Genomic DNA, 12618 nt, shown 5'->3' with positions numbered 1-12618 from the left:
CAAGTGGAGGAGCAGACATGAACTATGCAAATTTGAAGAAGGGCCTGGCAGTCTCGGTTGCGACTGCGGTCATCGCACTGGGAGGTGCGGGTCTGGCCAAGGCGGAGACACCGTCCTGGTGCGGGCCCAAGAAGGCGACGCTTGCCCTTCTCGACGGCTACGGCGGCAACAGCTGGCGTCAGGTGACGACGGCATCCGGCAAGCAGACCGTGGAACTGTGCCCCACTATCACCAAGTATGAGTATGCCGACGGCCAGGGCGACACCCAGAAGGCAATCTCCGACATCAAGGGTATGGCCGCCAAGGGCGTCGATGCACTGGTCGTCTTTGGCGACGCCGGCCCGGCCATGCTGCCGGCCATCACCAGCGTCTTCAAGGCCGGAAAGATCATTGTGCCCTACCGCGTCGCGGTCGGCGGCAAGGAAGGCATGAATTATTCGAAGTTCATCGGCTCGTCCTTCGAAAACGACGGCGTCACTTGGGGCAAGTGGATCAAGGGTGTGCTTCCCAAGGGTGGCAATGTCCTGTTCCTCAGCGGACCTGCCGGCAACAGCCAGGGCCTGGATGAGCTGAAAGGCCTGAAGAGCGTGCTCGGGCCTGAGTATGTCTTCGTCAATCAGGCGCCCTTTGCCGTCACCAACTGGGATCCGGCGCTGACGCAAAAGGTGCTGACCGCCGAAATCGCCAAGAACGCCAAGATCGACGTCATCGTGTCCGATTTCGGCCCGTCGCTGGTCGGTGCTCTGCCGGCCTTCACCAAGCAGGGCAAGTCCATCCCGGCGCTTGCCACGTCGGACGGCAACTCGCTCGGCTGCTTCTGGCAGGACAATTACGCCAGCAACCCGGACTTCAAGCTGTTCACCGTCGCCACCGGTAACGACAATGTCCGGTTGGCCGTGCAGTGGGCCGTCGCGCTTGCAACCGGCGGCGAAAAGCCGAAGGAGCAGATCTTCGAGGCGCCTGCCTACGAGGATTCCGTATCGGGCAAGCCCAATGCCGTTCAGTGCCGCAAGGATCTGCCGGGCGCCATCTACATGTCCTCGGCGCTGAAGCCGGAAGACCAGGCAAAGGCCGTCGGCCAGTAACTGAAACTCACGCATCGCTGACCCCGGAGGGTTTACCTTCCGGGGCTCTGTCACCAGGACGGATTGCAAATAATGTTGGCACGAAACAGTCAAGACGTGGCGCTGGACGCTCGGGATGTGGTGATCCGCCTTTCGGGCATCTCGAAATATTTCTCGGTTGTCGCGGCACTGACCGATGTCAGTGTGGAATTCCGGGCCGGCGAAGTGCATGCCCTTCTCGGCGAGAACGGCGCCGGCAAATCGACCCTGATGAACATCATTTCCGGAACGCTGCAGCCGACCGAGGGAGAGATTCACTTCGAAGGCCGCGCCGTACAGCAAATGACCCCGGAAATCGCCAAGTCCCACGGGATTGGCATCTGCTTCCAGCATCCTGCCATTCTGGACGATCTGTCGATCCTGGAAAACCTGCGCGTGGCCTTGCCAGCCTCGGTGTTTGCGGGCGCAAAGCCCGACGATGTGGGCCGGCGCGTGCTTGCCAAGGTCGGCCTGCATCTCCCTCTTGGCATGCGCGCCGACGGTCTGACGGTTGCGCAGAAGCATTTGCTTGAGATCGCCAAGGCGCTGGCGCTCGAGCCGAAGGTGCTGATCCTGGACGAACCCACCGCCTCGCTCGACCAGGATTCGACCGACATGCTGTTTGCCCGCATCCGCGAGGTGGCGGCCGCTGGCACATCGGTCATCTACATCACCCACCGCCTGGCCGAACTTCGCCAGATTGCCGATCGGGTCACCGTGCTTCGGGATGGTCGCGTGCGCGGCTCCGCCGTCATCGGCGAGATCAGCGATTCCGATCTGGTCGGGCTGATCGTCGGGCGTACTCTGGAATCGGCATTCCCGCCGAAAGCGTCATCGGCCGATACGGAGACCGGTCTGTCCGTGGTGGGCATCACCAACAGGGACCTGAAGAACATCAGCTTCGACGTGCCGCGCGGGCAGATCGTTGGGATCGCCGGTGTCGCCGGCAACGGTCAGCCGGAACTGATGCGGGTTCTTGCAGGGCTGAGGCCTGCCGAGGGGCAGATCGTCTTACGCGGGCGCGCACTCGCCCAACCGGAACTCCTCCATGAGGCGGCCTTCATGCCGTCGGATCGCCACGTCGAAGGTGTCGCCGGCAGTTTGACCGTTCGGGAAAACGCAACTTATTCCGCGCTTGAGAAGTTCGCGGTCGGTGGCGTGATGAGCCGCAAGAAGGAACTGGCGCAGGTCGGTGCGATCTTCAGTGAGCTGGCGGTCAAGACGCCGGGGATCGAAGCGCCGATTTTTGCGCTGTCGGGCGGCAACCAGCAAAAAGTGGTCATGGCCCGCGCACTTTTGTCCGAGCCGGGGCTGATCATTGCCGACGAACCGACGCAAGGTGTGGATGTCGGAGCCCGGTTTGAAATCTACCGAATTCTGCGCGAAGTCTCGGAGGCAGGGACGCCGGTTGTGGTGAACTCCTCCGATGCCGTGGAGCTCGAAGGGCTGTGCGACAAGGTCGTCGTGCTGTCGCGCGGGCATGTGGTCGAGATCCTTGAAGGTGACGACGTTACCGAAGAACGCATCGTCGCTGCGGCCGTCGGGGCGCAGACGCATGGCGACAGCAGTTCGACCGTGGCGCAGCCAAGTGCCGGCAGCCGGTGGCGCGACCTGCTGCGGTCGGACAATGCTCCAGCAGTCCCGCTCGCCATCGTGACCGTGCTCCTTGGGCTCTATGTCTATGGCCAGAACGAGAACTTCTTCTCTGTCTACAACATCTACAACATCCTGCTTTTGGCGACCGCACTCGGCTTTATTGCGATGGGCCAGACAGTGGCGCTGCTGATGGGCGGGATCGATCTTTCGGTCGGTCCTCTCGCCGGATTTCTGGTCGTGGTCGCGTCATTCTTCATTACCGACGACAATTCCACTGCGATGATGGCGGTCGGCTTCCTCCTGATGTTTGCCGGCGCCTTTGTGACCGGGGCTATCAACGGTGTGCTGATCCGATTTGCGAATTTCACCCCGATTGCCGCGACGCTCGCCATGTATATCGCGATCCAGGGCTGCAGCTTCCTGCTGCGTGACAATCCGGATGGCTATATCAGCGCGACGGTCACCGACTGGGTCAACTGGCAATTGGGTCCTTTCCCGGTCGCCTTTCTGGTACTGGTTGTTGCAGCGGTCGGCGCCGAATTCTTGCTGCGCCGGACCCGGGCCGGATGGCGTCTGCGGGCGGTCGGATCCGATGAACAATCTGCGCGCCGGGCCGGCATTCCTGTCGAACTCACCTTCATCGGCGGCTATATCGCCTGTTCGCTGCTGACCGCTGTCGGTGCCATCATGCTGATGACGCAGATCGGTGTCGGTGACCCGCGCCAGGGCGTGAACTACACGCTGGCCAGCATCACCGCAGTCGTTCTGGGCGGAACGAGCCTTTCGGGCGGGCGGGGAACCTTCATCGGAACCCTTCTCGGAGCCGTGCTTCTGACCGAAGTGCTGAACGCGGTGACATTCCTGGGGCTGACCCAGACCTACCAGTATCTCTTCCAGGGATTGCTGGTTGTGGTGGCAGCGCTGATCTACGCAAGCGCTGGCCGGCGGAAATCGCACTGACTTCCTGGTTCTGAACACGAGTACCTGCCGTCGATCGTAAGAAGACGACCCGGAACACGCATCTTGACTGATTCCATAAATCCAGTATTCTGGATATATGGAATCAGAAGTCGCTATTCTCGCCCTTGCTGCGCTTGCTCAGCCAACCCGGCTCGAAGCTTTTCGCCTGCTTGTCAGGCATGAACCGGATGGACTGCCCGCAGGTGACATAGCGCGCGCGCGCGCGGTGCCACAAAACACGATGTCTGCGCATCTCAACATCTTGTCACGCGCGGGTCTTGTTTCTTCGCAGCGCCAAAGCCGCGTCGTTACCTACCGTGTGGAGATGGAGACGTTACGGGAATTGGTGCTCTTCCTTCTCAAGGACTGCTGTGGCGGAAACGCAGAGCTCTGCGCGCCGCTGATTGCGGAACTCACCCCGTGCTGCCCTCCGGAAAAGGCGCTCTCATGACCGACAAGACATTCAACGTCCTGTTTTTGTGCACCGGCAACTCTGCGAGATCGATCCTCGCGGAAAGTGTTTTGCGAAAAATTGGCGCTGGGAAATTCAATGCCTACTCGGCGGGAAGCCAGCCTAAAGGCAACGTCAACCCAATGGCGCTCGATGTGCTTGTTGGCCACAAGTTTCCCACGGAGGGACTTCGGTCAAAAAGTTGGGACGAGTTTGCGGGTGCCGAGGCTCCGCAATTAGATTTTATCTTTACGGTCTGCGACAACGCTGCTGGCGAATCCTGCCCGGTCTGGCCGGGAAAACCAATGACCGCCCATTGGGGTATCGAGGATCCTGCTGCAGTGGAGGGGACCGACGCGGAAAAGCGCATCGCCTTCACCACAGCGCTTCGCTACATGAAGCTGCGTATCGCGGCTTTCGCCGCGCTGCCTTTGGAAAGCCTCGAAAGGATAAGCTTGACCGCCAAGCTTCAGGAAATCGGTCAGCTTGAAGGATCGACAAACAAAAGGCCTGACGTCGCATGACTTACCCCATCGATATCGTCATCTACCACAACCCGGACTGCGGGACCTCGCGCAACACGCTTGCGATGATCCGCAACGCCGGCATCGAACCCCATGTGGTCGAGTATCTCAAAACCCCGCCAGCGCGCGCGCTGCTTAAGCAGTTGATCGACCGGATGGGAATTTCCGCGCGCGATCTTCTTCGCGAAAAGGGAACGCCATTTTCCGAACTCGGTTTGGGCGACCCTTCCTTGTCCGATGAGCAACTGGTCGATGCCATGATGGACCATCCCATCCTGATCAACCGCCCGATCGTCGTCACGCCTGCCGGTGTCAGGCTGTGCCGACCATCGGAAGCGGTGTTGGATATTCTCCCAGCTGGCCAGCAGGCTGCGTTTGCGAAGGAAGACGGCGAAGTCGTCGTCGACCAGACCGGCCGTCGCGTCGTCTGACGCACGCCATTCAAGCCGAACCCGTGCGGCCCAGTCTTCATGGCAAGGCTGCGGACGATGTCTATCTGCCAAGGAGGCCGCAAATGCGTCCCGAAGAACCAACACTGCGTCTGTCGTTCCTCGACCGCTATCTGACCGTCTGGATTTTTGCCGCCATGGCACTGGGTGTGCTGCTCGGAACTGTCTTTACCGGCCTGCCCGCAGCGCTCGACAGCCTGTCCGTCGGCACCACCAATATTCCGATTGCCATCGGCCTCATCCTGATGATGTATCCGCCTTTGGCGAAAGTGCGCTTTGAGGAACTTCCTCAGGTGTTTGCCGACAAGCGGGTTCTGGCGATTTCTCTCCTGCAGAACTGGATTATCGGTCCGGTGCTGATGTTCGCGCTGGCGGTGATCTTCCTGCGGGACTATCCGGAATACATGACCGGCCTTATCCTGATCGGTCTTGCCCGCTGCATTGCAATGGTTCTCGTCTGGAACCAGCTTGCCCGGGGCGACAACCAGTATGTCGCGGGTCTCGTTGCCTTCAATTCGATTTTCCAGATCCTGTTTTTCAGCGTCTATGCGTGGTTTTTCCTGTCCGTCCTGCCTCCGCTGTTTGGTCTTGAAGGCAGTGTGATTGACGTCTCGTTCTGGACGATTGCGGAAGCGGTGTTGATCTATCTCGGTATTCCGTTCCTTGCGGGATATCTGTCGCGCCACTTGCTGACCCTGAGCAAGGGCAGGGACTGGTACGAAAACGTTTTCCTGCCGAAGATCAGCCCGATGACGCTGGCCGCCCTTCTGTTCACGATCGTCGCCATGTTCAGCCTGAAGGGCGGAGACGTGGTCCGCCTGCCGGGCGATGTGGTGATGATCGCCATTCCGCTGACGATCTACTTTCTCATCATGTTTCTTGTCAGTTTTTGGATGGCGAGGTCGGTGGGGACAGATTATCCGCGCACGACAGCGGTTGCCTTTACTGCGGCCGGCAACAACTTCGAGCTGGCCATCGCGGTTACCATTGCCGCGTTCGGCCTGGCGTCCCCGGTCGCATTTGCGGCCGTCATCGGCCCGCTCGTCGAGGTGCCTGTGCTGATCCTTTTGGTACAGATGGCACTGTGGATGGGCCGCAGATATTTTGCCAAATCGGCAGGAAGCCCGGCCGTGTAGCGCTCCTAGCGGGCACCGAAGGACGCACGGACCCGGCGTACTGGTTCAGGCCGGACGGCTCGCGAGATGATCGCCAGACTTTTGACGGCGCTCCAGTCGCGCAATCCCGACGAAGGCGACAATCGCACAGGCCCCGAGCGCTGTTGTGATGGTCAGTGACCACAGCGTGCCGAAATGGGCCATGGCAAACGACAGCGCAAACGGTGCGGTCGCGGACAGGATCAATCGTGCGGCCATGACCTTGCCCTGCAGCCTGCCGTAGCCAGCGCTGCCAAACAGCATCAGCGGCAGGGTGCCGGTGACGATGCTGAAAAGACCGTTACCCAAACCGAAGACAACGGCAAACGCCATGGCGCCTGCCACCGACGGAGCGGTAAGGGTGAGGATCAATACACCCCCGGGGATCAACGTGGCGGCAATCGTTGCCAAAGCCAGCGGCGGCAGATTGCCGCCGAGCACCATATTGGCAAACCGGCTCAGCACTTGTGACGGACCAAACAGCGTGCCGACAATGGCGGCAGTGGCCCCAAGGCCAAGACCCGACAGCAGCGGCACCATATGCACCAGGATCGCCGCACTGACGAGAGATTGCAAAGAGAACCCCACCACCATCAGCTTGAACCCGAACTGCCGGACGTCCGGGCTGAGGCACCCTTCGACGACTTGCGCCGTGCCGTTCTGTTTCTGCGACTTCCCCTGGGCAAGGCCGTAGGACAGCCAGGCGTGCAGAGGCAGGCAGACGAGCAGATTGAGCCCGGCAAACACCAGGTAGACATTCTGCCAGGACAGATGGGCGTGCAGAGCCGTTGTGATGGGCCAGAAGATCGTCGAGGCGAAGCCGGCGATGAGGGTCAGATAGGTGATGCTGCGCTGGGCGGTGCGGGGGCTTGCCTGCACCAGCAGCGCAAAGGCCGCGCCATATTGTACGAGATTGGCGGCGATCTCGATCACGATCAAAGCGGCGACGAAGCCGCTCTTGCCCGGCGCATAGGCACAAGCGACCAGCGCTGCCGCGGCAATCGCGGATCCGGCCGTCATCGCCCGTCCTGCGCCAAAATGATCAATGGCCCGGCCGAGCCAGGGAGCGGTCAAGCCGCCCAGAAGAAGTGCCGCCGAAAGTGCGGCAAATATCCACTCCGTCGACCAGTTCAGGTCTCGCGCCATATCGGGTGCAAGAATGCTGAAGCTGTAATAGAGAGTTCCATAGCCGATGATCTGGGTGAGGCCCAGGGCAAGGATAGTGCCGATCGGCGGCCGCTCGCTCATATCGACTTCAGATCCACGCGCTGTTCGAGCTTTGCGGCCTCTTCCTTCCTCTCGCTATAGCGGTCTGTCAGGTAGTCGGACGCATCGCGGGTCAGCAGTGTGAATTTGACCAGTTCCTCGCAGACATCGACGACGCGATCATAGTAGGCCGAGGGTTTCATGCGGCCATCCGTGTCGAACTCCTGCCATGCCTTGGCAACCGACGACTGGTTCGGAATGGTGATCATCCGCATCCAGCGACCGAGAATGCGCAACTGATTGACGGCGTTGAAGGATTGCGAGCCACCGGAGACCTGCATGACGGCGAGCGTCTTGCCCTGCGTCGGTCGCACCGAACCGGTCGTGAGGGGGATCCAGTCGATCTGCGCTTTGATAATGCCGGTCATCGCACCGTGCCGCTCGGGGCTGACCCAGACATGGCCTTCCGACCAGAGAGAAAGCGCGCGCAATTCCTGAACCTTCGGATCCGTATCCGGTGCGCCATCTGGAAGGGGCAGACCTTCGGGATTGAAGATCTTCACCTCGCATCCAAGGTGCTCGAGGAGCCGTGCTGCCTCTTCCGCCAAAAGACGGCTGAACGAAATCTTCCGCAGCGATCCATAGAGGATCAGGATCCGCGGCTTGTGCTGCGAATAGGGTGGTCGAAGTGCCTCAAGGTCGGCCTGGGGAATGAGATCAAGCGAGGCGGCTGGCAGATCAGCCATTTGGATACTCCATCGGATGAGATTGAAACGTTCGCATTTGGGGCTCCTATGACCCAGACCCGGCGAGTTCTGTAGGCCCGCAACCGGCGTCGGATTGGCCCGAACAACAGTTCTCCATCAGGAAATGTGCGAGGCCGTTGAGGGTCTCGAAATTCGCGCTGTAGACGATGGAGCGTGACTCCCGCTGAGCGCTGATCAGGCCCGCATGTTCCAGTTCTTTGAGATGAAAGGAAATGTTGGAAGGCGACACGTTCACAGCTTCGGCAATCATACCCGCCGCCAGTCCGCCGGGGCCGGCGACGACGAGCTTGCGAATGACCTGCAGTCGGGTCTGCTGTGACAATGCGCCAAACGCATCAAGGACCTGTCGCTCGTTCACCAGTTCATTCCTTGTCCAATAGTGACCAGGCGCGGGCGCTTGCCCGGCCTTCAAAGCCCTGTAAAGGCTATAGAACAACAATTATTCAAGACTTCAAGGATTATTGAAATATTGGTCGAAAACAATCTCCGTGACGAAGCCCGCGCGCTCGATCCCATAACTCCATTCGGTCTCTCACGCTGGTCGCAGGGTAGGGGCCGAGCTTTATAAAACCAAGGCTCGAAGCCGCAAAGAAGCTCGCGTTCCGAACGGCTGTCCTGTCGCGTGGACGCCAAACCGTTCGGACGCTTTCCAATCAGCCTAGCGGGCTGGCGGAAATTCCAGCTTCTTTACGTCGTAGCCGAGTTCGCTCGCCTTGAGCACCATGCGGTTGAGCTTGGATTTCGATGGTACGGTTCGCGAATAGATCCACAGGTCCGACATCGACGGGTTGGCGCTGATGAACCAGGATTTATCCGGCGATTTGTAGAGCACGCGGTAGGTGAAGGTGATGAGCAGTGGATAGCGGACGCGCATCGTTGCGTTCGTCGTTCCGTAATCCTGAATCTTCCCGGTCCCATTGATTGTTTTAAGGCGCCCGGTTGGAGTATCGACACGACAACCGTCTTCGACCATGACCGTGTCAGGCGTTTTGCCCTTGCGGTAGGTGGAATAACCGGCAACACAGCCGTCGGTCAGGAACATCGGGGTCCTCCCGATTTCCAGCCATGTCCCCTGGTAGTGATCCGGCCCGACTTTGACGACATCGGGAGCAGCGAGGGCCTGCGATACGACGCCGATCGCGAAAAGGCATGTGATTAAGTGCAAGCTGAGATGTCTGATAAGATTGTGCATATGCTCATCCTGTCGGTTGCCGATCCCGCGTGGTCTCGAGGCAACCGTACTCCCCGCGGAAGTACTCGCAGTTGCCAAACGGAACCACACATCAGCCGCATCCAGGGTCGCCGAGACATGCGCCACAGGCACAACCAGTTTGTTTGCCGGCCAACGATGTGGATCTATGGCTGCGACGGGCAAAATCAAGCGCGTTGCCACGCGCGAACAACTGCTCGGCTGGTCTCGATCCAATGGCGCGGCTTATCGGGTTGGCCCTATCGCTTGGTAAGCAAGATTGCGGCAAAGGGCTCCGAGTTGACGTTCGTGAGAGGTTGACTTAGGAGGGGCCGCCGTGACGCTTGATGTCCTCGTCTTGCCCGCTGTCACAGCGTTGCTGCGATCAGACCTGCCTCGTGGACATCCTGTGGCCAGACCATCATAAAGCCGCGCCAGTGCAGGCGTTTGACAAGCCGGATTTTACACCATGAGTGCCCAACCCGAAGTCGCTGGTTTTTACGACGCGCGTAGCGGCAGCATCCAGTATGTCGTAAGCTGCAAGGCCACGAAGAAATGCGCCATCATCGATCCGGTTCTCGACTACGACGAGAAATCCGGAAGCACGGCCACGCGTCACGCCGATGCGCTCCTTTCACATATCCAGATGCAGGGACTGGACGTCGCGTGGATCCTCGACACGCATCCCCATGCAGACCATCTCACCGCAGCAGCATACCTCAAGTCGAAGACCGGCGCGCCGACCGCGATCGGCGCCGACGTGGTCAAGGTCCAGGCGCTATGGAAGGACATCTACAATGCGCCGGCGATGCCAACCGACGGATCCCAGTGGGACCGGCTGTTTTCGGATGGCGACCGGTTCATGATCGGTGAGATCGAGGGCCGCGTCATGCATTCGCCCGGCCACACACTGGCATCGATCACGTATCTGGTCGGTGATGCGACCTTCATCCACGACACGCTGTTCATGCCCGACAGCGGTTCGGCCCGCGCCGATTTTCCCGGAGGCAGCGCTGAAGATCTGTGGTCGTCGATCGAGGCAATCCTGAACTTGCCCGACGACACCCGGCTGTTCACCGGCCACGATTATCGTCATGGCGGGCGGGAAGCGCTCTGGGAGAGCACCGTCGCGCAACAGAAGGCGCAGAACATCCACCTCCGGTCAGGGCGTGACGAGTTTATCCAGTCCCGCATCAGCCGTGACAAAACGTTGCCGTTTCCAAAACTGATGCTGCATGCCCTGCAGGTCAATCTGATGGCAGGAGAGCTGCCGCCAAAGGAGGCGAACGGTGTGAGGTACCTGAAGATCCCGATCGACGCTTTCCCTGTGGCGGCCTGGTAAGACATTTGTCGGCGCCAAGCGCAACCTCACGAAATAGTGCGGCCGTAGGCGGTTTGATGCTTTTCAGAAGGGGATAATGTTTGCATATTGTCTCGGCAGACGACGATACAGTCGTCGGCAACCCTCGGTATAGCTTGGAGGAGCGATTACATGAAGCGGACGTGGCCTGAGGAATTTGACTTCATACTGGATGGGGCTGAGGAGGTTTCGCTGGAGGTTCCAGTGGCCCGCAAGGGAGATGTTTCGCAGGGCGAAACGGTAACGCGCCATGCTCTTAAGGTCCGTCTCACGCAACAGGATTACGAACGTGTCTGGCCGTTGGCGGAAACACGCTATCGTCTTGGCGGTAGCCGTACTGGCAAAGCGATCACGCTGATCGCCAACAATCCGCACTACCAGCAATGGCACCCGGCGGACGGAGGTTCGGACGCAGGCGATGCCGAGGGCGGCCGATCCTATGCGACCCGCTATGTGGTCGTGTTCTTCCTGCTCGACGAAGTGCGAGAGACTGCAGACGCCTGACCTCTTAAGATCGCAGCCGGCCTAGAAACCCGACTGTACGTGAGAGAAAACCTCGACAACGAGAAGATTGAGTTGGCCGCCTATGAACGGGGCGGCCACTGCCAGCGCTACAAAGACAGCAACAATCTTTGGCGCAAAGCTCAGCGTGCTTTCCTGGACCTGCGTGAGAGCCTGGACAAGGCTGATAACCAGGCCGACTGCCATCGCGGTGAAAACCGCAGGCGCTGACGCAAGGAGCATTGCCCAGACAGAGATCCGCAGGATCTCCAACGCGTCTGCTTCTGTCATTTTACACCAGCATTGAATGTATAGTGGGCGGCGAGACCGCGTTTCGTATCTGCCTTAATACAGATTCGGCGGTTATCAGAGTTAAGTATTGTTAAGATGCGTAAAACGTCTGGACTGCGATAAAATAACGTACAATTTGCGTATTGAAGCAGAGACGGAATGCGGAGATGCTTAGCCACCGAAGCTTATATCTTGCTTGTATTCCTGCTCGCTTATGTGGCGCCGGACTTGGTTCGGTCCATGAAGATACGCGATTTTATTCAATGGTGGTTGGAGGCGTTATGGACATCGGTCTGTCGGGAGAAGTTCTTCCCTTCGATGAGGGCGATGCCGCCGATCTACTGAAGGTTATGGGGCACCCCGCACGGTTCAAAGTCCTCTGTCTGGTACAGGATTGCGAGCGCGACGTGCGATCACTCGCAAAGGCGGTGAATCTCAGCCAATCGGCACTCTCTCAACATCTGAAGATTCTCAGAGACGCGAACCTCGTCTCGGCGCGTCGACAAGCGCAGACGGTTTTCTATCGCTCTCACGAGGAAGGTGTCCGCCAGGTTCTTGACTGTATGCAAAGCATATTCTGTCCCGTCGCAGAGACTCGCGATGCTGTGGCGGTTGCCTACGCTTAGACCCTACGCAATGACCTTGACGATGTCCCAGCTCTCTTCTGTCAATATCGACCGCTGTCTTGAGAATGCAATGAGCACGCTGCCGGTCATAGCAGCGCTTACATTCGGCATGAATTTTAAGGCAAAAACTCGTATTTTTGGCTCTATACTTGACGATTGCCAGATATAGCCTCGGTCAAACGATGGAGGTGCTTAAATCAAGTTCTGCTACTATAGCACAGGGCGAACTATTAACGGTTTTTTATCCCCTGAATCCTAGATTTGTGGTGCCAGATAGGCGCCGTGGCGCCGCATACCCATGAGGGTTTTATGGCCGTGAAGATCAGGAACAGCCGCCACCTGACAGTCTAACACCTGTTCGGTAGACATCTGGGTTTTTGAGCCCCCTTGCTTGCCCCGCGATGGCTTCGAAGCACGCGCGCCGGTGATGGACTGCGTTCC

Annotated in this window: 14 protein-coding genes; 9 read left to right on the top strand and 5 right to left on the bottom strand. The window is 59.2% G+C overall.

The genetic code is table 11. From position 1 onward, the window contains the following. Positions 1-17 precede the first annotated feature (17 nt). From ACQY1K_RS18940 to arsB, 6 genes are all read left to right on the top strand, one after another. Complete coding sequence (locus ACQY1K_RS18940; protein WP_430260235.1) at positions 18-1085, top strand: substrate-binding domain-containing protein; 1068 nt, start codon at positions 18-20, stop codon at positions 1083-1085. Positions 1086-1157: 72 nt separating this feature from the next. Further along, complete coding sequence (locus tag ACQY1K_RS18935) at positions 1158-3659, top strand: ATP-binding cassette domain-containing protein (RefSeq protein ID WP_430260233.1); 2502 nt, start codon at positions 1158-1160, stop codon at positions 3657-3659. Positions 3660-3756: 97 nt separating this feature from the next. Beyond that, entirely contained in the window at positions 3757-4110 is a 354-nt protein-coding gene (locus ACQY1K_RS18930; RefSeq protein WP_430260231.1) for an ArsR/SmtB family transcription factor, read from the top strand. Beyond that, entirely contained in the window at positions 4107-4634 is a 528-nt protein-coding gene (locus tag ACQY1K_RS18925) for an arsenate reductase ArsC (RefSeq protein ID WP_192087360.1), read from the top strand. Before ACQY1K_RS18930 ends, ACQY1K_RS18925 begins: the two co-directional genes overlap by 4 nt. Next, positions 4631-5065, top strand: coding sequence for an arsenate reductase (glutaredoxin) (gene arsC / locus ACQY1K_RS18920; RefSeq protein WP_062459839.1), 435 nt, complete (start codon positions 4631-4633; stop codon positions 5063-5065). The genes ACQY1K_RS18925 and arsC overlap by 4 nt, the downstream gene beginning before the upstream one ends. 83 nt (positions 5066-5148) lie before the next feature. Continuing rightward, on the top strand, positions 5149-6219 hold the full coding sequence (gene arsB, locus ACQY1K_RS18915; protein WP_430260229.1) for an ACR3 family arsenite efflux transporter: 1071 nt from the start codon (positions 5149-5151) through the stop codon (positions 6217-6219). 45 nt (positions 6220-6264) lie between these two features. Here the strand turns inward: arsB and arsK are convergent, their stop codons facing one another. From arsK to ACQY1K_RS18895, 4 genes are all read right to left on the bottom strand, one after another. Continuing rightward, positions 6265-7485, bottom strand: a complete 1221-nt coding sequence (arsK, locus tag ACQY1K_RS18910) for an arsenite efflux MFS transporter ArsK (protein ID WP_430260227.1) — start codon at positions 7483-7485, stop codon at positions 6265-6267. Further along, entirely contained in the window at positions 7482-8189 is a 708-nt protein-coding gene (gene arsH / locus ACQY1K_RS18905; protein ID WP_430260225.1) for an arsenical resistance protein ArsH, read from the bottom strand. Before arsH ends, arsK begins: the two co-directional genes overlap by 4 nt. Before the next feature lie 46 nt (positions 8190-8235). Further along, complete coding sequence (locus ACQY1K_RS18900; RefSeq protein ID WP_113165418.1) at positions 8236-8568, bottom strand: ArsR/SmtB family transcription factor; 333 nt, start codon at positions 8566-8568, stop codon at positions 8236-8238. A gap of 300 nt (positions 8569-8868) precedes the next feature. After that, positions 8869-9402 carry a lipocalin family protein gene (locus ACQY1K_RS18895; protein ID WP_430260223.1) on the bottom strand — a complete coding sequence of 178 codons (534 nt, stop codon included), beginning with the start codon at positions 9400-9402 and terminating at the stop codon, positions 8869-8871. Between the two features lie 466 nt (positions 9403-9868). On the opposite strand from ACQY1K_RS18895, the gene ACQY1K_RS18890 reads away from it, so the two are divergent. Together ACQY1K_RS18890 and ACQY1K_RS18885 are read left to right on the top strand one after the other, a co-directional pair. Beyond that, the gene (locus ACQY1K_RS18890) at positions 9869-10741 is read left to right on the top strand and encodes an MBL fold metallo-hydrolase (protein ID WP_174197741.1); all 873 of its coding nucleotides are present in this window, start codon (positions 9869-9871) and stop codon (positions 10739-10741) included. 150 nt (positions 10742-10891) lie between these two features. After that, on the top strand, positions 10892-11263 hold the full coding sequence (locus tag ACQY1K_RS18885; RefSeq protein ID WP_062459825.1) for a hypothetical protein: 372 nt from the start codon (positions 10892-10894) through the stop codon (positions 11261-11263). Between the two features lie 21 nt (positions 11264-11284). On the opposite strand, the gene fliQ is transcribed toward ACQY1K_RS18885, so the two are convergent. Further along, positions 11285-11551, bottom strand: a complete 267-nt coding sequence (gene fliQ / locus ACQY1K_RS18880; RefSeq protein WP_430260221.1) for a flagellar biosynthesis protein FliQ — start codon at positions 11549-11551, stop codon at positions 11285-11287. 281 nt (positions 11552-11832) lie between these two features. Here fliQ and ACQY1K_RS18875 point away from each other — a divergent pair, with 281 nt between their 5' ends. Continuing rightward, on the top strand, positions 11833-12177 hold the full coding sequence (locus ACQY1K_RS18875) for an ArsR/SmtB family transcription factor (protein ID WP_174197738.1): 345 nt from the start codon (positions 11833-11835) through the stop codon (positions 12175-12177). Positions 12178-12618: the final 441 nt, after the last annotated feature.

This window comes from Neorhizobium sp. IRS_2294, assembly GCF_050500145.1.
In the GTDB taxonomy this organism is placed as follows: domain Bacteria; phylum Pseudomonadota; class Alphaproteobacteria; order Rhizobiales; family Rhizobiaceae; genus Neorhizobium; species Neorhizobium soli.
Note: the sequence above shows the minus strand (reverse complement) of the source record. Positions and strands in the feature narration are given on the sequence as shown.